The sequence below is a fragment of the Streptomyces sp. NPDC001770 genome (assembly GCF_053596135.1).
The window spans coordinates 72917-93134 of record NZ_JBSFFN010000025.1; the positions used below are offsets into that span (position 1 = coordinate 72917).

Annotated in this window: 18 protein-coding genes; 11 read left to right on the forward strand and 7 right to left on the reverse strand. The window is 71.5% G+C overall.

What is annotated here, in order from left to right; all coding sequences use genetic code 11:
- Positions 1–2: 2 nt before the first annotated feature.
- Together ACWCSV_RS22150 and ACWCSV_RS22155 are read right to left on the reverse strand one after the other, a co-directional pair.
- The gene (locus tag ACWCSV_RS22150) at positions 3–2360 is read right to left on the reverse strand and encodes a molybdopterin oxidoreductase family protein (RefSeq protein ID WP_451144742.1); all 2358 of its coding nucleotides are present in this window, start codon (positions 2358–2360) and stop codon (positions 3–5) included.
- Positions 2357–3526 (reverse strand): MFS transporter, encoded by a 1170-nt coding sequence (locus ACWCSV_RS22155; protein ID WP_451144744.1) that lies wholly within the window; start codon positions 3524–3526, stop codon positions 2357–2359. The genes ACWCSV_RS22150 and ACWCSV_RS22155 overlap by 4 nt, the downstream gene beginning before the upstream one ends.
- Positions 3527–4302: 776 nt before the next feature.
- On the opposite strand from ACWCSV_RS22155, the gene ACWCSV_RS22160 reads away from it, so the two are divergent.
- A complete protein-coding gene (locus tag ACWCSV_RS22160) occupies positions 4303–5046 on the forward strand; it encodes a DUF6227 family protein (RefSeq protein WP_451144746.1) in 744 nt (247 codons plus the stop codon).
- 326 nt (positions 5047–5372) lie between these two features.
- Here the strand turns inward: ACWCSV_RS22160 and ACWCSV_RS22165 are convergent, their stop codons facing one another.
- Complete coding sequence (locus ACWCSV_RS22165; protein WP_451144748.1) at positions 5373–6371, reverse strand: sigma-70 family RNA polymerase sigma factor; 999 nt, start codon at positions 6369–6371, stop codon at positions 5373–5375.
- Between the two features lie 148 nt (positions 6372–6519).
- Here ACWCSV_RS22165 and ACWCSV_RS22170 point away from each other — a divergent pair, with 148 nt between their 5' ends.
- Complete coding sequence (locus ACWCSV_RS22170; RefSeq protein ID WP_451144750.1) at positions 6520–7053, forward strand: N-acetyltransferase family protein; 534 nt, start codon at positions 6520–6522, stop codon at positions 7051–7053.
- Between the two features lie 19 nt (positions 7054–7072).
- Here ACWCSV_RS22170 and ACWCSV_RS22175 read toward each other — a convergent pair whose 3' ends face one another.
- Positions 7073–7855 carry a dioxygenase family protein gene (locus tag ACWCSV_RS22175; RefSeq protein WP_451144752.1) on the reverse strand — a complete coding sequence of 261 codons (783 nt, stop codon included), beginning with the start codon at positions 7853–7855 and terminating at the stop codon, positions 7073–7075.
- A gap of 90 nt (positions 7856–7945) precedes the next feature.
- Here ACWCSV_RS22175 and ACWCSV_RS22180 point away from each other — a divergent pair, with 90 nt between their 5' ends.
- Entirely contained in the window at positions 7946–8449 is a 504-nt protein-coding gene (locus tag ACWCSV_RS22180; protein ID WP_451144754.1) for a MarR family winged helix-turn-helix transcriptional regulator, read from the forward strand.
- A 206-nt stretch (positions 8450–8655) separates the two neighbouring features.
- On the opposite strand, the gene ACWCSV_RS22185 is transcribed toward ACWCSV_RS22180, so the two are convergent.
- Both ACWCSV_RS22185 and ACWCSV_RS22190 read right to left on the reverse strand, forming a co-directional pair.
- Complete coding sequence (locus ACWCSV_RS22185) at positions 8656–10191, reverse strand: MFS transporter (protein ID WP_451144756.1); 1536 nt, start codon at positions 10189–10191, stop codon at positions 8656–8658.
- A gap of 468 nt (positions 10192–10659) precedes the next feature.
- Entirely contained in the window at positions 10660–11316 is a 657-nt protein-coding gene (locus ACWCSV_RS22190) for a TetR/AcrR family transcriptional regulator (RefSeq protein ID WP_451144758.1), read from the reverse strand.
- Between the two features lie 265 nt (positions 11317–11581).
- Between ACWCSV_RS22190 and ACWCSV_RS22195 the strand changes: the two genes are divergently transcribed.
- Positions 11582–12859, forward strand: coding sequence for a M6 family metalloprotease domain-containing protein (locus ACWCSV_RS22195; protein WP_451144760.1), 1278 nt, complete (start codon positions 11582–11584; stop codon positions 12857–12859).
- A gap of 105 nt (positions 12860–12964) precedes the next feature.
- On the opposite strand, the gene ACWCSV_RS22200 is transcribed toward ACWCSV_RS22195, so the two are convergent.
- Positions 12965–13615 carry a GntR family transcriptional regulator gene (locus tag ACWCSV_RS22200; RefSeq protein ID WP_451144762.1) on the reverse strand — a complete coding sequence of 217 codons (651 nt, stop codon included), beginning with the start codon at positions 13613–13615 and terminating at the stop codon, positions 12965–12967.
- A gap of 420 nt (positions 13616–14035) precedes the next feature.
- On the opposite strand from ACWCSV_RS22200, the gene ACWCSV_RS22205 reads away from it, so the two are divergent.
- From ACWCSV_RS22205 to ACWCSV_RS22235, 7 genes are all read left to right on the forward strand, one after another.
- Positions 14036–15016: an LLM class flavin-dependent oxidoreductase gene (locus tag ACWCSV_RS22205; RefSeq protein WP_451144764.1), complete on the forward strand. Its 981-nt coding sequence runs from the start codon at positions 14036–14038 to the stop codon at positions 15014–15016.
- Complete coding sequence (mpaB, locus tag ACWCSV_RS22210; RefSeq protein WP_451144765.1) at positions 15009–16190, forward strand: daptide biosynthesis RiPP recognition protein; 1182 nt, start codon at positions 15009–15011, stop codon at positions 16188–16190. Before ACWCSV_RS22205 ends, mpaB begins: the two co-directional genes overlap by 8 nt.
- Positions 16187–17023: a daptide-type RiPP biosynthesis methyltransferase gene (gene mpaM, locus ACWCSV_RS22215; RefSeq protein ID WP_451144767.1), complete on the forward strand. Its 837-nt coding sequence runs from the start codon at positions 16187–16189 to the stop codon at positions 17021–17023. Before mpaB ends, mpaM begins: the two co-directional genes overlap by 4 nt.
- A complete protein-coding gene (gene mpaD / locus ACWCSV_RS22220) occupies positions 17023–18318 on the forward strand; it encodes a daptide-type RiPP biosynthesis aminotransferase (protein ID WP_451144769.1) in 1296 nt (431 codons plus the stop codon). Before mpaM ends, mpaD begins: the two co-directional genes overlap by 1 nt.
- Entirely contained in the window at positions 18318–19523 is a 1206-nt protein-coding gene (mpaC, locus tag ACWCSV_RS22225; RefSeq protein WP_451144771.1) for a daptide-type RiPP biosynthesis dehydogenase, read from the forward strand. The genes mpaD and mpaC overlap by 1 nt, the downstream gene beginning before the upstream one ends.
- A 132-nt stretch (positions 19524–19655) precedes the next feature.
- On the forward strand, positions 19656–19844 hold the full coding sequence (locus ACWCSV_RS22230) for a daptide-type RiPP (protein WP_266707782.1): 189 nt from the start codon (positions 19656–19658) through the stop codon (positions 19842–19844).
- Between the two features lie 91 nt (positions 19845–19935).
- Positions 19936–20115 carry a daptide-type RiPP gene (locus tag ACWCSV_RS22235; RefSeq protein ID WP_266707780.1) on the forward strand — a complete coding sequence of 60 codons (180 nt, stop codon included), beginning with the start codon at positions 19936–19938 and terminating at the stop codon, positions 20113–20115.
- Positions 20116–20218 lie beyond the last annotated feature (103 nt).

Genomic DNA, 20218 nt, shown 5'->3' on the forward strand with positions numbered 1-20218 from the left:
CGTCAGCTCCTCTCCGAGGTGCCACGGCCCTGCGGGGACGTGGGGGGCAGCGGGTCGGTCCGGGAGACCTGGGTCTCCGGGTACGCGACGTGCCCGGGTGCGACGGGTGGCGAGGGCACGATGTCGAGCTCGGCCGCGTGCTCGATGCGGCAGGCGCACACCTTGTACTCGGGGATCTTCGAACGGGGGTCGAGGGCGTCGATGGTGAGGGCGTTGGCGGCGGTGGGGACCGGCCAGTGGTACGGCACGAAGATCGTGTCGGGCCGGATCGCCTCGGTGACGAGGGCGGGGAAGACCTCGCTGCCGCGCCGGGTGACGACCCGTACGGGTTCGCCGGTGCGGAAGCCGTGGGACGGGTGGACCTCCGCCCAGGGGCGGGGCGTCTGCTCCACGAGGGCGCCCAGCCGGCGGGTCTGGTTGCCGGAGAGGAAGTGCGCGACGGTGCGCCCGGTGGTCAGGGACATCGGGAACTCGTCGCTGTACGGGTCCATCGGCAGGTGCCACTCCACGGCCTGGAGGTGGATCCTGCCGTCCTCGTGATAGGTACGGCCGTCCTCGAAGAGGCGTGGGGTGCCGGGGTGGTCGGTGGAGGGGCAGGGCCAGGCGATGCCTCCGGTCTCCTCCAGCCGTTCGTAGGTGATGCCGTAGTAGTCGATGACGGTGCCCCGGGAGGCGGTGCGCAGCTCCTCGAAGACCTCGCGCGAGTCGGCGAAGGCGAACTTGTCGCCGGCTCCGAGTCGCCGGGCGAGTTCGCACATCACCCAGGTGTCGGTGCGTACGCCGGGGGGCGGTTCCTGGGCCTTGTTGTGCTTGACGACGCGGGCCTCCGCGTTGGCCATCACGCCGTCGTCCTCGGCCCAGGTGGTGACGGGGAAGACCACGTGGGCGTTGGCGGCGGTCTCGGAGAGGAAGAAGTCGAACTGGGCGTGGAACTCGGTGGCGTCGTACCCCTCCTTGACCACCCGGTAGTTCGGGAGGGAGACGAAGGGGTTGTTGCAGATGCCGATCAGGCCGCGGATCTCGCGGCGCTGCATCTGCCAGACCATCTCCATCATGGAGGTTCCGGCAGTGGGGAGTTCGGACTCCTCGATGCCCCAGACTTCGCAGATCTGGCGGCGGTGCTCCTCGTTGAGGATGGAGCGTCCGCCGGGCAGCAGGTCGGCCTTCTGGCCGTGTTCACGGCCGCCCTGGCCGTTGCCCTGTCCGGTGAGGGTTCCGTATCCGGCGCCGGGTTTGCCGATGTGGCCGGTGGCGGCGCAGAGGTTGATCACGGCGAGGCAGTTCTCGACGCCCTGCGAGTGGTGCTCGATGCCCCGGGCGTGCCAGGCCATGGCCTTGGGGGCCCGGGCGAAGGTCCGGGCGACCTGGACGATCTGCTCTGCGGGTACGCCGCAGATCCCGGCCGCGCGGGACGGCGGGTACTCCAGCGCCTTGGCCTTCACCTCCTCCCAGCCGGTGGTGTGCCCGGCGAGGTACGCCTCGTCGGTGAGCCCTTCCTCGACGATCACGCAGAGCAGGGAGTTGAAGAACGCCGAGTCGGTACCGGGCTTGAGCGCCACGTGGATGTCGGCGGTGCGGGCGACCGCGGTCTCGCGCGGGTCGACGACGATGAGACTGGCGCCGCGGTCCCGGGCTCCCCAGACGTACTGGGTCAGCACCGGGAAGCATTCACCCACGTTGGATCCGGCGATGAGCAGGCAGTCGGTGAGCAGGATGTCGGAGAAGGGGTTGCCGGCCCGGTCGATGCCGAAGGTGAGTTTGTTGGCCCCGGCGGCGCTGACCATGCAGAGCCGGCCGTTGTAGTCGACGTGCTTGGTCTTGAGCGCGACCCGGGCGAACTTGCCGACCAGGTAGGTCTTCTCGGAGAAGAGGCTGGCGCCGCCGAGGAGGCCGAACGCGTCCTTCCCGTACATCTCCTGGATACGGCGGATCTCGGCGACGGTGAAGTCGAGCGCCTCGTCCCAGGAGACCTCGGCGAACTCCTCGTCGCGGGAGCGGCGCATCAGCGGGGCGGTGAGCCGGTCGGGGTGGTTGATCTGCTGGTAGGCGTTGATGCCCTTGGGGCAGAGCCGCATCCGGTTGATGTCGTGATTGCGTGGTTCGACGCCGAAGACCTTGCCGCCGCGGTCCACCCGCAGGTACATCCCGCACTGGACGCCGCAGAAGCAGCAGTGGGTGGGGACGAGTGTCTCGCCGTCCTGGTCGGCGTGCCACTGGTCGGCGGGGATGCCTCCGGCGTCGCGGAACGCGCGGGTGCCGGGCGGGGCGAGGGAGGGGTCGAGAGGAACGGCGGCGCGGTGGTCGGGCGGGGCGGGAGAGGCGCCCCCGCCGTGGTCGGCTGCGCGCGGGTCCGCGGTCACTTGAAGCCCTTCTTCACATGGGTGAGGTAGGCGCTGCCGCGCAGCACCCGCTTGCAGCGCGGGCAGTACTCGGCCCACTCGTCGAAGTCGAGCCGCAGGTCGCGCATGGTGCCGCGCAGGTTCTCGACGTAGGGCTCGGTGTCGATGGGCTGTCCGCAGCGGCGGCAGGCGAAGACCTCGTCCTCCTGGCGAGCCGTGTACTTGAACAGCTGCATGCCGACGGCGGCGGGGCGCTGGACGATGTGGAAGAACTTCCCGAACGGGATGTAGATGAGGGTGAAGACCACGGCGACCATGTGGAGCACGGCGAGGAACTCGTAACCGCCGCCGTGCAGGAAGATCGACGAGAAAGTGAGCAGCAGCCCTGTGACGGCGATGACGATCAGAGCGATCAGCGGGATCAGGTCGTAGCCGAAGCGCTGTCCGGTGCCGGCGCCGCGGTCCTTCATCCGGCGCCAGAGGAAGTACGAGGCGCCGGGGATGACGAGGACGGCCGCGAGGTCCAGTCCGTGGAACATCACCCAGCCGATGAAGCTGACCGAGTCGAAGCCGAGGATCTTGAAGCCCCAGATCCGCATCTCGTACCCGGGGCCCGAACCGGTACCCGAGGTGAAGGTGAACCAGCCCCAGGTCAGCGGGAAGGTGATCAGGGCGGCCAGGATGCAGCCCCAGAAGATCAGCTGGTGGGCGGCCCAGCGGGCGTGCGAACGGGCGCCGAGGAACTTCTGGAAGCCGAGGTAGGTGGCGATCATCCTCGGCAGGGCGGTGGGGGTCCTGCGGAAGTTCTCGGCGGAGAAGAGGCTGCGCCAGCCCTGCTTGAAGAGGCGCGCGGCGCCGGGGGCGGAGATCCAGACCGTGTAGCGGTAGGCGACGCCGAAGGCCAGGAAGACGCTGGCGACGGCGTAGGGCAGCAGGGCGGAGTCGAAGTTCACCAGCAGTCGGCTGCCGAGGACGATCGCGAGGATCAGCAGGGCCGAGACGGCCGCGCCGACCAGGGCCGCCCGCGCGTTGACGGACCGGGGAAGGGAGTCTGCCGCCTTGGCCAGGGCCTTGCGCGGACCGGACGGGGCCGGCTCCTCGGTGGTCACCCGCGCCGAGACGCCGGACGAGGAGGTCGGATCACCGGGCGTGGGTGGTACGGCGGAGGCTTCTGGTGGCTCGGTCACCCGGCCACCGTAGGTAACCATGGGTATATTTACCCTGTTTTGTACCTCGCCCGGGTGAGCGCGTCCCCTGCATGGCGGGCCAGGCCGCCACTCGTGGCTCCCGGCCCTTCCGTACGGGGCGGAACGCGGCCGTACGACGTGGGGCGCGCGGCACCGGGGCTCGGGGAACGACACCCGGCACCGCGCGGTTCGAGGGCTCGGCCTCACCGCGGGGGCGAGGCCCGAGCGGGCCTGCCGGAGCAGGCGGGTCGGACGAGCGGGGCGGGCGGGCCGCTCACCACCGGCCAGGTCTCCGGCGGGCCACTCACGACCGGACAGGTCGCCGGCGGACAGGGCACCACCGGTCAGGTCGCCGGTGACAGGTCGCACCTGGCCGTTGCCCCCGGCTCGTTCGTTCCGCTGGTCGCTCGTTCGTTCTGCCGGCCCCTCCATCCATTGGACAGCGGATTCACGGGCACGGCGGCCCGCATTGGACCCCATCTGCGGGACGAACGTCCCGACGATCCGCGCATCCGGTCCGGCAGGAGCCTTCCGGCCTGCGGTAAGGGCCGGGACCTCGGGCCCCCACGCTCGTGAAGGCTTTCACGAAAGCACGGGGCCCCCGGTCGCCCACCGACTCGCCCCGCACCGGGGGCAGTTCGGCGGAGCTTCGGGGGCAGGGCGGGAACTTTCCGCCGCCGTCCCACGTTTTTTCCAACCCCGGCGACGATGTCGGAGCCAGGGACTACGTTAAGCACGCACCACGTCACATGCGGCAACGGCCTGGAGAAAGCACCTTGAGCGATCCGTACGAGACAACCGAGCAGCACCTCGACCGACTCCTGCGACGGGCCCTCAACTCCTTCGACCTGCCCGACGGCACGGTCGAGCGGCTCGGCACGGCTCTCGCGCACAGCAGCACCCTGCACTCCTCGCACCACAGCGCGGAGCTGCACCGCGAGACGTACCGCCACACCTACCTGCTCGCCGACGGCAGCGCACTGAGCCTCTGGGAGCTGGTGCACGGCGGCGGCCGGGACGCCCCCACCGCCCGGGAGCACGAGCTGTACGACGAGGAGGCGGACGCGCACGTCGCCGCCGCCCGGGTCACCGGCGTGTTCGCGGACGCCCCGGCGTTCGCCGAGGACATGCCGACCGTCGCCCTGGACACCCTAAACGCGCTGATGGCCGCTCCCCCGGGCCCGCCGCCCCGGACGTACGCGCCGGACAACAGCGCCGACCACGCCCGCCGGGTGCTGCGCCGCGCGGAGAACCCTGACCGGCCGGGCGCGTCCACGGCCCGGCTGCTGCGCTCGGCCTTCGCCCACCACATCACCCAGATCTTCGGCCGGCAGTTCCGGGTGGGCGACCACGACGCCGGGTTCACCCTCTACGAGCACGCGTTCCTGCTCTTCGACGGCAGCGAGACCAGCCTCTGGGAGGTCGAGCACACCGCGACCGAGGACGGCCGCCACATGTGCGAGGTCTACACCGACGAGCAGACCGCCCGCGACGCGATGGAACACCGCGCCCGCATCTGAGGAGCGCGCCGAGCGCCGGGACGATCGGGGCCGGGGACGACGGGGCCGGGACGATCGGGGCCGGGACGGTCGGGGCCGGAGACGATCGGGGACACTGGGGAGAACCCGGAGAACCGGCCCCGGCCCCTCTCCCGGCCCCGCCCCCGGGGCATGGCCCCGGTGCCCCCGGTATGGCCCCGGACATGAGCGAGCCGTATGACCCCGGACATGAGCGAGCCCCGACGCCGGGGGGGGTGGGCGCCGGGACTCGGTTCAGGGGACCGGTGCGAAGACCGGTCGTCGGGCCGGTGCGAACCGGCTTGATGGGGAGATTACGGGTTATTGGCTCACGCCGCAGCGTCAAAGCCCGTGTCGCGCGCCATTCGCTTCAATTCGACCAACGCGTGCTTCTCGATCTGGCGGATCCGCTCACGGGTCAGACCGTGTTCCTTGCCCACTTCGGTCAGCGTCCGCTCGCGGCCGTCCTCGATGCCGTACCGCATCCGGATGATGGAGGCGGTGCGGTTGTCGAGCTTGCCGATCAGCTCCTCGAGCTCCTCGCTGCGCAGCAACGACATGACGGACTGCTCGGGCGAGACCGCGGAGGTGTCCTCCAGCAGGTCGCCGAACTGCGTGTCGCCGTTGTCGTCGACCGGCATGTTGAGGCTGACCGGGTCGCGGGCCCAGTCCAGGACGTTGCTCACGCGCTCGGGGTCGGAGCCCAGCTCCGCGGCGATCTCCGCGTGTTCCGGGTCGCGCCCGTGCTCGCGGTTGAACTCGCGCTGGACCCGGCGGATGCGGCCCAGCTCCTCCACCAGGTGGACGGGGAGGCGGATCGTGCGCGACTGGTCGGCTATCGAGCGGGTGATGGCCTGGCGAATCCACCAGGTCGCGTACGTGGAGAACTTGAAGCCCTTGGCGTAGTCGAACTTCTCGACCGCGCGCACCAGGCCGGCGTTCCCTTCCTGGATCAGGTCGAGCAGCGGCAGACCCGCACGGGGGTAGCGACGGGCCACGGCGACGACGAGACGGAGGTTGGAGCGGATGAAGACGTCCTTGGCGCGCTCGCTCTCGGCGAAGAGCGCTTCCAGTTCCTCGGGCTTCGCCCCACCGGCGTCGCTCTCCACTTCACCGTCGAGGATCTTGCGGGCATAGACACCCGCCTCGATGGCCTGCGACAGCTCGACCTCCTTGGCGGCGTCGAGCAGGGGCGTTCGCGCGATCTCGTCGAGGTACATGCCGACCAGGTCGCGGTCGGCGATCTCTCCGCTTCCACCGCGAACACTGCGGGCCCGTTCGGTCCCACCGGTGGGTGACGAACGACGGGCGACGGCACGGGTTGCCATGCGTGCTCCCTTGCTGAGTAGGTCGCGACACCCTTTCGGGTGCCCTGCATCCGATGGAAACAACGACTGGAATCCGGACAGAATTCCCCAGCACCGGCTTCAGTTTCGCGATCATGCAGTACCCTGTCGGCCGCCGACAGGAGGACAGATGTCTCGCATACCCTCGGACGCGCAGGTCAGACCCGGTACGGAGGGTGATCTGGAGGCGCTCACGGACATCTACAACCATTACGTACGTGAGACCGCGCTCACATTCGACGTAACCCCCTTCGCCCCCGAGGCGCGCCTGCCCTGGCTGCGCGCCCACCCGGCCCACGGACCCCACCGTCTGCTCGTCGCCGAGGACACCCGCACGGGGGCGGCCGGCGGGGGCCGGCTGCTGGGGTACGCCACCAGCAGCGCGTTCCGCCCCAAGGCGGCGTACGGCACATCGGTCGAGGTCAGCGCCTACTGCGCGCCGGACGCGACGGGCCGGGGCATCGGTACCCTGCTGTACGCGGCGCTCTTCGAGGCGCTGGCCGGGGAGGACCTGCGCCGTGCGTACGCGGGCATCGTCCAGCCGAACGAGGCGTCCATGCGTCTGCACGCGGCCTTCGGCTTCCGCCTGCTCGGCACGTACACCGAGGTGGGGCGGAAGTTCGGGCGGTACTGGGACGTGAGCTGGTTCGAGAAGCCGCTGTAGGTCCGCGCGGCCCGCCGGCTCAGCCGAACTGGACCGAGCGCTTGGCCAGCCCCATCCAGAAGCCGTCGATCACGCTGCGGCCCCGGTCGAGCTCGTCCTCGGAGGCGCCGAGCGTCACGAAGAGTGGCGCGAAGTGTTCGGTACGGGGGTGGGCGAGGCGGCCGGCCGGGGACTTCCGCTCGAAGTCGAGCAGTGCGTCGACGTCCTGCGCCTCCAGGGCCCGGTTTCCCCAGTCGTCGAACTCCGCCGACCAGCCCGGGGTGCCGCCCCCGGCGTGGCGGAGCGCGGCGAGGTTGTGGGTGAAGAAGCCGCTGCCCACGATCAGCACGCCCTCGTCGCGCAGCGGGGCGAGCTTGCGGCCGATCTCCATCAGCTTCCGCGGGTCGAGGGTGGGCATGGAGATCTGGAGGACCGGGATGTCGGCGCCGGGGAACATCTCCACCAGCGGGACGTACGCGCCGTGGTCGAGGCCGCGCTCCGGGATGTCCTGGACCGGGGTGCCCGCGGCGCGCAGCAGCTTGCGGACGTCCTCGGCCAGTTTCGGGGCGCCCGGGGCCGCGTACTCCACCCGGTAGTAGTGCTCGGGGAAGCCCCAGAAGTCGTAGACGAGCGGCACGGTCGTCGTGGCGCCGATCGCGAGGGGGGCTTCCTCCCAGTGGGCGGAGACGATCAGGATCGCGCGCGGGCGGGGCAGGTCGGCGGACCAGGCGGCCAGCTGGCCGGTCCAGACCGGGTCGTCGGCGAGCGGCGGGGCGCCGTGCGAGAGGTAGAGCGCGGGCATGCGCTCGGCGGTGGTGGTCATGACCCTCCCATCCTTGAAACTTCAAGTTCCTATGGATACGACCGTAACGCGAGCTAGTTCAACTTTCAAGGAAAGTCGTACAGTGGGCTCATGACCACGGCACCCACGACCGGCACCCGGTGGCTCACCGACGACGAGCAGCGCGTCTGGCGTGCCTACCTCCAGACCACCACGCTGCTGGAGGACCACCTCGACCGCCAGTTGCAGCGGGACGCGGGCATGCCGCACCTCTACTACGGACTGCTCGTCCAGCTCTCCCAGTCGCCCGGAGGGCAGCTGAGGATGACCGAGCTGGCGAAGGACGCCAAGATCACCCGCTCCCGCCTTTCGCACGCCATCGCCCGGCTGGAGAAGAACGGCTGGGTACGCCGCGAGAACTGCCCGACCGACAAGCGCGGCCAGAACGCGGTGCTCACCGAGGAGGGCCACGCGATGCTGCGGCGCTCGGCGCCGGGCCATGTCGCCGCCGTCCGGCAGGCGGTGTTCGACCGGCTCACGCCCGAGCAGGTGCGCAGGCTCGGGGAGATCATGGGCATCCTCGCCGCCGACCTGCAGCCGGACCGCTCGGACGCGGACCTGCCCTGGCTCCGCTGACCCGGAAGCGGGCGGGGCCGACGCGGCGGGAGGGGGCGGATACGGCGCGGGCGGATACGGATCTGCCCCGGTTCCGCCGCTCGTGCGGCGGGACCGGGGCAGGAGTGCCGGGCGCTGATCAGCTGATCAGCGGCTCGACCGATCAGCGGCTCAGCTGATCAGTGACTCAGCCGATCAGCGACTCAGCCGATCAGTGACTCACCCGGTCAGTGCGCGATCACCGGGATCTTGAACTCGTCCTCTTCGGCGTCACGCGTGCCGCCGCCCTGGCTCACCGGGCCCATGCTGGGCTTCCCGGCGTTGATGAAGGTGAAGGCGATGGCGGAGGCGACGACGAGGATGCCGACCGCCCACCAGATCGCGCTGGTGTAGCCGTCAACCAGGCCCTGGAGCTGGAGCAGCTTCGGGTTGGTGGCGCCCGCCGCGTGGTCGGTGATGAACGCGGTGGTGGCGCTGGCGGCGATGGTGTTCAGCAGCGCGGTACCGATGGCACCGCCGACCTGCTGCGAGGTGTTGACCATCGCGGAGGCGACGCCTGCGTCACGCGGCTCGATGCCGTGGGTGGCCATGGACATGGCCGGCATGAACGCCGTACCCATGCCGAGGCCGAGCAGGACCATGCCGGGCAGGATGACGCCGGCGTACGAGGAGCCGATCTCCAGGCGCGTCAGCAGCAGCATGCCGACGGCGGCGAGCAGGAAGCCCGGCCCCATCAGCAGGCGCGGCGCGACGCGGGTCATCAGGCGGGCGCCGATCTGCGTGGAGCCCGTGATCATGCCCGCGACCATCGGCAGAAAGGCGAAGCCGGTCGAGAGCGAGCTGTACCCCTTGACCACCTGGAGGTAGTAGGTGAGGAAGAGGAAGAGGCCGAACATGCCGATGACGGCGAGGCCCAGCGAGAGGTAGATGCCACCGCGGGTGCGGTCGGCGAGCACCCGGAGCGGCAGCAGCGGCGACTTCACGCGCGACTCGACCACGATGAAGGCGGCGAGCAGCACGACGGCCGCGACGAACGAACCGATCGTCAGCGTGTCCGACCAGCCGGCCGACTCGGCGCGGGTGAAGCCGTAGACCAGCGAGACCAGGCCGAGGGTGGAGAGCAGCACGCCCGGGATGTCGAGCGAGGAGCGGTTGCGCGTACCGGCGGGCTCACGGATGAAGAAGTACGCGCCGATCGCCGCGATGACCGCGAACGGGATGTTGACGAAGAAGGTCCAGCGCCAGTTCAGCGAGTCGGTGAGGAAGCCGCCGAGCAGCAGGCCGACCGCGCCGCCGCCACCGGCGATGGCACCGAAGATGCCGAACGCCTTGGCGCGCTCCTTGGCGTCGGTGAACGTCACGGCGAGCAGCGAGAGGGCCGCGGGCGCGAGAAGCGCACCGAAGACGCCCTGGAGGGCGCGGGAGCCGAACAGCAGCCCCTGGCCGGTGGCCGCGCCACCGAGCGCGGAGGCCAGCGCGAAGCCGATCAGGCCGATGGTGAAGGTGCGCTTACGGCCGAACAGGTCGGAGATCCGGCCGCCGAAGAGCAGCAGCCCGCCGAAGGCGAGGGCGTAGGCCGTGATGACCCACTGCTTGTTGGCGTCGGAGATGCCGAGGTCCACCTGGGCCTTGGGCAGCGCGATGTTCACGATGGTCGCGTCGAGCACGACCATCAGCTGGGCGAGGGCGATGAAGGCCAGTGCCTTCCACCGCCCGGGGTCGGGAGCCGGGATTCCGGCGTTCTTCGGCAGGGTTTGGGACATGGGAGTAGCCACCTCAGGACATGCGCGGGATCGGCGGAACCGTCGATCGCGAAGGGTTCGTGCGGTGCACGCATGGGACGTGCGTGCGGTGCGGACAGGGGAGTGCGTGCGGTGCACGCGCAGGACACGGCGGGCGCGCGCGAACGCACCCGTACACGGGTGAAGAAGAAGAATCGTTTCTGAACGGGCTGTCGGGACGGGCTCCACGGGACGCGGGGGCGGGCGGTCGGACGCCCGGTGCGGCGGGCGGGCACGGGTGCGGGAGCGGCGCCGCGCGAGCGGGGCGCTCTCCCCCGGGGTGCGGACCGTGCGGCCCGGTCCCGGTCACCGGCGACGTTGCCGGTCCCGTGGGAAGCGAGGAGAGATACAGGGAAGAACGGAGGAAAACAGGGGGAAAAAGTCGGGAAGCGGGAAAACTTCGGACATCAGGGGGTCCGGGTCAGCCGGTCGAAGGGGGTGCGTGCGGCGTCAGCGCCGCCGCAGGTCCTCCAAGGTCGCTGCCGTACCGGGGAGTCGGGAGCGGGCCGGGGTCCGCAGTCCGTCCAGGAACAGTTGCAGGTGGCGGTGGGCGAACTGGTCGATCTCCACACACGCGACGCCGGGGAGGGGCCGGGTGAGCTGGGAAAGGGCGATCATCAGGTCGCCGACCGCGATGTCGGTGCGCAGCCGCCCGGAGATCATGGCCCGCCGTACGAGTTCTTCGACGGCCCCTTCGAGGTGCCGGCGTTCGGCGAGCAGTTCGGGGTGGGCTTTGTCGAACGTACCGGAGAGCAGGGGACACAGGGCCCCGACCCGTTCGTCGGCCGCCGCGTGCACGAAGCGGCTGAGCGCGTCGAACGGATCGCTCTCCTCGGCCATGGCCTCTTCGGCCCGGTCGGCGGTGCGGGACAGGACCGCGAGGACGACCTCGTGGGTCAGTGCGGCCCGGTCGGGAAAGTTCCGGTAGAGCGTGGCATTGCCGACGCCGGCCCTCCGGGCGACGTCGTCGAGGGGCACGTCCGGCCCGAGTTCGACGAACATCTCCCGGGCGGCCGTGACGATCCGCTCGCGGTTGCGCAGCGCGTCGGCCCGCGGGCGGGACGTACGGCGCCGGCATTCCGGTGCGGTTCGAGCGACGGTCTCCACGACGTGGACCTTCTCCGTGTACGAGTACGGGCGGCCCTCCGGCGTGAACCGGGGACCACGTCCCCACTTCGCGGGGACACAGGTACAAACGGGGAAGAGGTCCCCGGTTATTTCGCCCGCCCGAGTGACCTGCATCACAGAGGGATCCGGCGGGGAAAACCCTCCGATCGGCTTACCCAACGAGCGGGCCGGGGCCGCCGGACAGAGGCTGACGCCAGAGCGCAGTCCGGGTCGGCCGGCTGCCGCGTACCCCGGAGGCGCGCCCATGCAGCACCCTCGCCGAGGGATACGCAGCTGTCGCCGCCCGTTCGCTCTCGCGGGGGCGACCGCCCTGGTCATCGCCACACTGGCCTCCGCGAGCACCGCCCTGCCCGACGCGAACCAGGCCTCGGCCGGCCCGGCCTCCCTCACCCGCGCATCGGCGCTCGGCCCGTGCCGGATATCCGCCGCCCTGGGCGTGCAGATGTCGGAAGGCATGCCGACACCCCCGGGATACGTCCACTCCACCGGCAGGGTGCGGGCCCTGAACCTCATGATCGACTTTCCGGACGCACCCGGCAGCGGAAGTGCGGCGGACCGGATGGCGGAGTTCTTCCCGCAGACCTCGGACTGGTTCCGCAGGAGTTCGTACGGGCGGCTCGTCTACGTCCCCGAGGCGCCGGTGAAGGGCTGGCTGCGGATGCCGCTGCCGTTCGCCGAGTACGGCATAGAGCGCGGTTCGCCGTACGAACCCGGCTACCGGCAGCTGGTGTCGGACATCGTCGAGGCCGCCGACGCGCGGGTGGACTTCTCCCAGTACGACCTGGTCAACGTGCTGGTCACGCCGAACGCGGGCCCCTCCGCCCTCGACACCGTGCTCTCCGTGACCTTCCCCGACAACGACGAGGCGCCGCGCGCCGACGGCGTGCCGCTGGCCAACACCTCGTTCGTCTACAGCCGCCAGGACGACGGCTCGGGCTCCTACGCCCGGACCGGCTACCGGGTGCTCCCCCACGAGAACGGCCATGTCTTCGGCCTGCCCGACCTCTACACCGCGGAGGGCGGCGGCTCGGTCGGGCACTGGGACATCATGTCCGAGGACTGGGGCGCCAACAACGACTTCCTCGGCTGGCACAAGTGGAAGCTGGGCTGGCTCGACAACGGGCAGATCGCCTGCGCGTCGGAACGCGGCACCACCGAGGAGACGCTCGAACCCCTCGAAACGGACGGGGGCACCAAGCTCGCCGTCGTCCCGCTGAGCGAGGAGTCCGGCTACGTCGTCGAGGTGCGCACCCCCACCGGGAACGACGAGGCGGTCTGCCGGCCGGGGGTACTGATCTACCAGGTGGACTCGGACGTGGAGACGGGCCAGGGGCCGGTCTCCGTCGCGGACAGCACCGACGACAGCGGCGGCTGCACCCGGCGGCCCAACGTGCACGCCGAACTCTCCGACGCACCGTTCCAGCCGGGCGAGACCTTCACCGACCGGGCCAACGGCATCCGGGTGTCGGTGCTCGGCGAGGACGGCGACGGCGAGTACCGGGTCCGGATCACCCGGTCCTGACCGGACCCGGCCCGTCGCCGCGAGGAACCGGCCCGTCGCCGCGAGTGGACGGGCCCGGGTGCGCTCCCGTCCTGCCGGACACCCGAGCCGGTCGCGCGACCCGGGTCAGTCGCGCAACACGTCGATCACGCTGCCGAGATGAGCACGGACGGCCTCCTCGGCCGCCTGCGGCTCCCCCGCCACGATCGCTTCGATCACGGCCAGGTGCTCGTTCAGGGACTGCTGGGGACGCCCCGGCTTCAAGGCCAACTGGAACTGGTGGCGCACCAGTTGACCATTGAGACGCTCCAGGAGCTCCACGGCGGTCCGCTGGCCCGAGAACTCCCGCACACAGGTGTGCAGTTGGTGGTTCAACTCGGAGTAGGTGAGGGGATCGCCCTCTGCCACCGCCTTGGCCATCGCCTCGCCCAGCCCGGTCAGCTCCTCGCGCTGCGCCCCGGTGGCCAGGACCGCGGCCTTGGCCGCGCACAGCCCTTCGAGCGCCATGCGGCACTCGGTGATGGCCACCGCCTCCTCCACGGTCACCACGCGCACCCGGGACCCGCGGTTACGGATCCGCTCCACCAGCCCCTCCGCGGCGAGGTCGATCAACGCCGCACGGATGCTGGCCCGTGTCACACCGAACTGCTCGGCGAGTTCGTTCTCCACCAGCCGCTGGGCCGGCGCCATCTCGCCCCGCAGAATCGCCTGCCGGAGCCGGGACAGAGCCAGTTGCTTCGCCTGCTCCCCGCTGCCCGGACTGGCTTCCTTCGGCATTCGTGCCCTCCCTGGGTGAGTGCTTGTCGGCGCTCAATCTAGGCCAACAGGATTGTCATCAATTTTGTCACCGATGTGCCGGGTTCGGGACGGGACGCCGGAGGCGGAACAGGCCGAGCCCAGGAGGCCGGCCTGTTCCGCCTCCCCGGGGCCCGGCCCCGCCCCGGCGCTCCGGAGCCCGGCCCCGCCCCGGCGCCCCGGAGCCCGGCCCCGTCCGCCTCGGGAGACGGTCCGCCGGCGACCGCACCCGGAACCCCTCGCAATCCGGTCCGCATGCCCTCCGATCAGCGGAAAACCCGCCGGGGAAGGAAATGCAGCTTGCTGCAGCGGGGCGGTGCATGAAGCTGCAGCAACACCCCCTCCCCGGAACCACTGACTCCGTGAAACTATCCAGCACATTACGAAGGGGGGCGAGAGAACGTGGACTATTCCGTACTGATTCCTTTTCTGCCGCGGCGCACCGAGCAGGTGCTTCCATACGCGGCCCTGGTCGAATGGACGGGGGCCCGGCGGCTCTGGCAGGGACAGAGTCTCCTGATGGAGCCTTTCCAGACTTTCTCTGCCGTGGCGGGTGCGGGATTCCGGGTTCCGACGGGCCTCGGGGTCACCTTGATGCCCCTGCGGCACCCCTTCGAGGCCGCGCACCTCGTCAAGTCCCTGGCGATGGCCACCGGCGAGAGCGTGCTGGCCGGATTCGGCCCCGGCGGCAGGACCTTCCAGCAGAGCCTGCTCGGCGTGCCGTACCGCAGCCAGCTGGGTGCGGTCAGGGAGTACCTGACGATCGTGCGCGGGCTGCTCGGCGGTGATCCCGTCGAGGTGAAGGGCGAGTTCTACAGCTGCCACGCCCAGATGGGACCGTCCATGTCCCCGGAGGTCCGGCTCGGACTCGGAGTGCTGCGGCCCGGCATGGCGCGGCTGGCCGGCGAGGTCGCCGACGCGGCGGTCACCTGGCTGACACCCGCCGCCTATCTGGACGGGGTGGTGCGCCCCGCTCTGCGGGAGGGCGCCGACTCCGCGGGCCGGCCGGAGCCGACGGTGACGGCGATGGTGCCCGTGGCGCTGGAGCGCCCGGGGCGCGACGTATCCGATTTCGTACTCTCCAGTAATTCTGGGCACATGGTGGCCCCGCATTACATCGACATGCTGGGTAAAGCGGGAATCGACTACTCGACGATGGACCCGAAATCGGCGGGACGGCTCATGGCCGATGCCGGTGCATTCATTCACGGGGACATCGGGAGCGTCGTCGAACAACTCGATGAATACCGCCTCGCCGGGGTCGATGAAATCGTCCTCAATCTGACCGGTGTGGCCAATCTCTATGGCCCGAAGGCCGCCATGGAAGATCTGAAAAAGATTCTCACGGCGGTCGGCGCCGATCGGAGGGAAACCCGTGCATGAGGCTCTGATCGGCCGTGCCGGTCTGCATCTGCGGTCCTGGGTCACCGGACGCGGCCTGCTGGGCGACGCCCCGGGGGGCGGTACGGCGACCGTCGTCCTGGAGGACGCCGCGCATCTGCCGGCCGTGCTCGCCTCGGACGTGGTCGGACCCCGGTCCCTGGTGCTCGTACCGGCCGGAACGCAGGAAGTGGACGAGGCCGGGGAATCCCCCGACGCGTCCCACGAGTCGGGCGCCGTCGTGGTGGGCTTCGAGGGCTCGCTCAGCGAGCCGGGCGGCGACGCCTCGATCGGCGGCGCCCTCTTCCTCCAGGTGCAGGACTACGGCACCAGCCCGTACATGTCCCTCCTGGGCACCACTCTGGTCCGGGTCGCCGGCGAGACGGACTTCGAGGCGTTCCTCGAGGACGCCGACCGGGCCCGGCTGGAGGGGGAGTTCGCCGCCTTCGCGGTGAGCCCCGCGGTCCAGCTCGCCGACCTGCCCGCGCTGGGCAGCGGCGAGACGGGCGACGGCCCCGCGACCCGGCTCTGGGTGGCGGCCGACGGCAGTGTGTCCGTGTCGCCGCTGGGCGCCCTGCTGGGCACCGCGGGCGACTCCGCCGCCGCGCTGCAGGCCCGGTGGGCCACCCTCACCGCCGAGGACGCGACCGGCGCCCCGCTCTCCCTCACCGCGGCCGTGCCGGAGGCGGTACGCGCGTCCCGGACGGCCGAACGCCCTTGGCTGGCACGGTACATGGCCGCGCTGGACGTACTGCGGGACCTCCATGTGCACGGGGTCACCGATGTGCGGGTCTCCGGGTTCGGCGGGCGGCTCGTGCCCTCGCTGGAGTCGGTGGACACACCGCGCGACGCCGACGACCCGCGCGCCCCCTTCCTGGCCTGGACCCCGGAGGCCGCGTACGTACGGGCGCCGGGGCACGACCGGACCTTCCGGCTCGGCCGCCCCGCCGCCCAGGTCGCCGAACGGCTCCTGGTGCACGGCTCCCCCGAGGCGGCGCTGGAGCACGCGCGCACCGAGGCGGGCCCCGGCACCCCGGCGCCGCTGACCGAGGCCGCCGTCGCGACGGTGCTGGCCTTCTTCGCCGAGCGGGGCGTCCCCCTGCTCCCGGAGACGCTGCCGAAGGCGCTCCCGGAGACGCTGCCGGACGCGTCCCCGGCGGAGGTGACCGGAGCGTGACCACGACAGCGACAGCGACAACTCCGACGTATCCGCCCGGACTTGCCGGTGAGGTACTGGCCGGGTACGGCGACCGTGTGGTGCTGCACGACCTCTACGACGCGGTGGGCGCCCCCGTCTACCACGACCTCGCGGCGGCCGACACCAGCGAGATCCGCGAAGTGCTGCGGGTGGCCCGGAAAGTTGCGGGGCCCGTGCTGGAACTCGCTTCCGGTTCAGGCCGGTTGACCCTTCCGCTGCTCGGCCTCGGCCGCCATGTGACGGCGCTGGAGCTCAAGGCGGAGATGCTGGACCTGCTGCGGGAGCGCCTCGCGAAGGTCCCGCCGCGGGTGCGGGTGCGCTGCGTCCCCGTCCAGGGCGACATGGCCGCCTTCGACCTGGGCAGCACCTTCGGCCTGGTGGTGCTCGGCACCACCTCGGTGTCGCTGCTCGACGACGCGGGCCGGGCCGGGCTGTTCGCCTCGGTGCGGGCCCATCTCGCCCCGGAGGGAAAGTTCCTGCTCTCCACCGTGGACATGGTGGACCCGGCGGACGGGTCCACCGGTGCCGCGGACCTGGACATCGAGGGGCAGGGCGCGAGCGGCCGGCGGTACCGGATGATCGAGCACTGGCCCGAGGGCGCCCCCGCCCGGCGCGTCACGATCCTGCCGCCCGCGGCGGAGGCCGACGCGACCGACCGGATCGAGGCGCTCACCACGTCGATCCGGGTCCTACCGGCCCTGGATCTGGAGCGCGAACTCGACGGTGCCGGGCTGCGGATCACCGCCCGGCACACCCTTCCGGCGAGTGGTCCGAGACACCGTGACGTCCTGCTGGAAGCGGAGGCCGTGTGATGGGCAACGAACTCTGGCCCTCCCTCCAGGCCCCCGCACTGCAGGGCGACGACGAGCTCTGCACGGTCTCCGCGCACGGGGTGCGGGTCCGCTTCCTGGACGGACGCGAGCTCCTCTGCGGCACCAGCGGCCTGTGGAACGCGAACCTCGGCTACGGCAACGAGGCGGTCGCCGAGGCCTGTTCCACCGCGCTGCGGGACGCCTCGTACCTCTCGGTCTTCCGCTACGAGAACGTCTATGCCCGGCGCGCCGCACGGGAGTTGGTGGAGGCGGCCGGTGCGGACACCTACGCACGGGTGCTGTTCTCCACCTCCGGCGGCGCCGCCAACGACCTGGTGATGAAACTCGCGCGGCACCACCACGCGCTGCGCGGCCAGGGGCAGCGCAAGCTGGTGGTGGGGCTCCGCGACAGCTACCACGGGCTGACCTTCGGCGGGTTCGCCCTCACCGGAGAGAACCTGGGGCAACCGGTGTACGGGGTCGACCAGCGGCTGGTGCGGCACGTGTCGCCGAACGCCGCGGAGGAGATCCGTACGCTGGCCGCCCGGCAGGGCACGCAGATCGCCGCCGTGGTGGTCGAGCCGGTGCTCGGCACGGGTGCGGTGGTGCTGACCCCCGAGTACGTGGAGACCCTGCTGGAGCTCCGCGAGCGGTACGGGTTCCTGCTGGTCGCCGACGAGGTGGCGACCGGGTTCGGGCGCACCGGCAGTCTGTTCGCCTCCCAGCGGTGGCCGGCTCCCCCGGACGTGCTGATCACGTCGAAGGGGCTGACCAACGGTACGAGCGCGGCGGCGGCGGTCCTGGTTTCGGGTGCGGTGGCCGCGCCCTTCGACGCCACCGGGGACGTGCTCGTGCACGGCGAGACCCAGGCGGGCACCCCGGTGACCTGCGCGGCGATCTCCGCCACGCTCGCCGAGATGCGCCGGCTGGACGCGGTCGCCTCGGCCCGCCGCCTCTCGGCCCGGCTGGACACGGCGCTGGACGCCCTGGTGGCACGCCACCCCCGGGTGAGCGCGACCACCGGAGCGGGCTGCTTCCGGTCGATCCGGCTCTCCACCGGAGGAGGGGGCGAGGTGCCGCTGCCGCCGGCGGAGGTCCCCGCGCTGGTCGCGGCGGTACGGCGGGCGGGCGCCCTGGTCCACCCCAGCGTGTCCGGGGTGCAGATCCTGCCCGCGCTGACCTACACCGACGAGGACCTCGCCGAACTCCTGCTCCGCATCGAGGCCGGGATCGACGCGTACACCGCGTCGGGCGCGGCGCCGATCGGCGCGGGAGCGGGGACGGGGGCGGTCTGATGGAGACGGTCTGGGGTCTCAGCAGGCACCCGATGACCCGGGTGGCGTACGGCCTGGACGGCCTGTCCCGGTGGCTGCCCCTGCACGAGGGCCGGCGGCTGACCGTCCTCGCGGACGCGGCCGTCGCCGAGGGCGAGGCGGTGGCCCGGGTGCGGGAGCGGGCGGTCTGGGCGGGCTGGGACACCGAGCGGACCGTCCTCACCGGCCCCGGCGACCTGGGCAGTGTCCAGGAGCTCGCCGGACGGCTGGCCGGCAGCGACCTGGTGGTCGCGGTGGGCGGCGGTTCCCTCCTCGACCAGGCGAAGCTCTCCGTCCTGCTGCGCTCCGACCCGGACGTGCGCGACCGGCTGGCGGTCCGGCACCGCAGCGGGCTCATCCTGCTGTCGGCGGACTCGGTCCCGCGCCTGCCGCTCGTCACCGTACCGACCACGGTGGGCACCGGCAGCGAGCTCAGCGGCGCGGTCTGCCTGGCCACGCCCACCGGGAAGCGACTGGTGCTGGGCAACGGGCTCCAGCCCGAGGTGGCGGTCTACGATCCGGCCGCCACCCGGACGCTGCCCCTCGAACTCCTCGCCGAGGGAGTGCTGGAGGTCTTCTTCCGGCTCTCCGGGATGTACGCCGGCGACCTGCGGGAACTGCCGGTGGAGGACGCCTTCGCCCGGACGCTGCTGGGGCTCCTCGTGGGCCTCGGCGACCGGGTGGCGGCGGCGCGGGCGACCGGGGGCGGGGCGGACGACTCCCTGCGGCTGGAGATCGCCAAGCTGAGCGGGCTGAGCCATCAGCAGTGGATCAACCTGGGCCGGGAACCCGCCGCCTGCAAGGGCTGGTACCTCGCCAACGAGCTCTCCACCGCGCTCGGGGTCCGCAAGATGGCGGCAGCCGCCGCCCTGCTGCCGCCGCTGTGGCGGCGGATCGCGGACGGCGACACCCGCTGGGGTTCGGCGTCCCGGCTGGCCGGGCTCTGGCGGGCGGTCGCGGACGGGCGGTCGGTGCCGACGCCCGAGGACCCGGTCGAGGGCATCACCGCCCTGCTGGACGACTGGTCCATCGCCCGCGAGCTCCGTGCCACGCCCGAGCGGACCGCCGTGGTGGCCCGGGCCACCACGCGGGCCTGGGGCGACGGGCTGCCGACCCTGGGCACGCTCGGCCTGCCCGACGTACGAGCGGCCCTGACGGAGGCGGTCCGCACCCCCGTCCCGTCCTGAGGACCGGCCCCCGCGGCGTGGCCCCTGCCCCCGGGCGGCCCCCGCGGCGCGGCCCCTCACCCACAGACTTCCGCCGGCACCCGCCGGCGGACGCACCACCGCAACATCAACATCCCGGAAGGAGGAGAACCCATGCAGAACACGGACACCAAGGCCCCTCTGGAGCTGGCTCTTCAGGAGCTGGAGGCGCACGAGCTGGACATGCAGGAGCTGGAGGCGCTCGACGCGCCCTTCGGCTGGAGCGACGTCCTCAGCTTCGTCGGCGGTCTCAGCGCGGGCGCGGTCGTTTCCTACGTCTCGCTGATCACGCTGGCCACCTGATCCACTCCCCGGGTCCGGCCCACCGGGCCGCCCGGTCGAGCGGAATCCCCGTACGACTCACGCGGTACACACAGAGATTGAGGTGAAAGCTATGCAGGAGAACAACAACTCGGCCCTCGAACTGGCCATGCAGGAACTGGACATGGAGGAGCTGGAGGGCATGGACGCCCCCGACTGGTGGAACAGCTTCCTGGTCAGCTTCGGAGTGTCGGCGGCCGTCAGCACCACCTACGCCTCGCTGGTCATCACGTCGGTCGTCGTCGCGACCTGACCGGTCCGGCACGCCAAGGGTCCCTGTTCCGGATGCAGGACTGGTGCATCCGGGACAGGGCCCCGGCGAGATGTTACGTGCGGCTCGCGCCGCGCCGCCGCGC

Bases quoted from the DNA above. Each gene is read 5' to 3' on its own strand.
- ACWCSV_RS22170 (WP_451144750.1), top strand. From the start codon at position 6,520: ATGTCTCGCATACCCTCGGACGCGCAGGTCAGACCCGGTACGGAGGGT.
- ACWCSV_RS22185 (WP_451144756.1), bottom strand. From the start codon at position 10,191: ATGTCCCAAACCCTGCCGAAGAACGCCGGAATCCCGGCTCCCGACCCC.
- ACWCSV_RS22230 (WP_266707782.1), top strand. From the start codon at position 19,656: ATGCAGAACACGGACACCAAGGCCCCTCTGGAGCTGGCTCTTCAGGAG.
- ACWCSV_RS22165 (WP_451144748.1), bottom strand. From the start codon at position 6,371: ATGGCAACCCGTGCCGTCGCCCGTCGTTCGTCACCCACCGGTGGGACC.
- ACWCSV_RS22180 (WP_451144754.1), top strand. From the start codon at position 7,946: ATGACCACGGCACCCACGACCGGCACCCGGTGGCTCACCGACGACGAG.
- ACWCSV_RS22175 (WP_451144752.1), bottom strand. From the start codon at position 7,855: ATGACCACCACCGCCGAGCGCATGCCCGCGCTCTACCTCTCGCACGGC.
- ACWCSV_RS22200 (WP_451144762.1), bottom strand. From the start codon at position 13,615: ATGCCGAAGGAAGCCAGTCCGGGCAGCGGGGAGCAGGCGAAGCAACTG.
- mpaD (WP_451144769.1), top strand. From the start codon at position 17,023: ATGGGCAACGAACTCTGGCCCTCCCTCCAGGCCCCCGCACTGCAGGGC.
- ACWCSV_RS22195 (WP_451144760.1), top strand. From the start codon at position 11,582: ATGCAGCACCCTCGCCGAGGGATACGCAGCTGTCGCCGCCCGTTCGCT.
- mpaC (WP_451144771.1), top strand. From the start codon at position 18,318: ATGGAGACGGTCTGGGGTCTCAGCAGGCACCCGATGACCCGGGTGGCG.
- ACWCSV_RS22235 (WP_266707780.1), top strand. From the start codon at position 19,936: ATGCAGGAGAACAACAACTCGGCCCTCGAACTGGCCATGCAGGAACTG.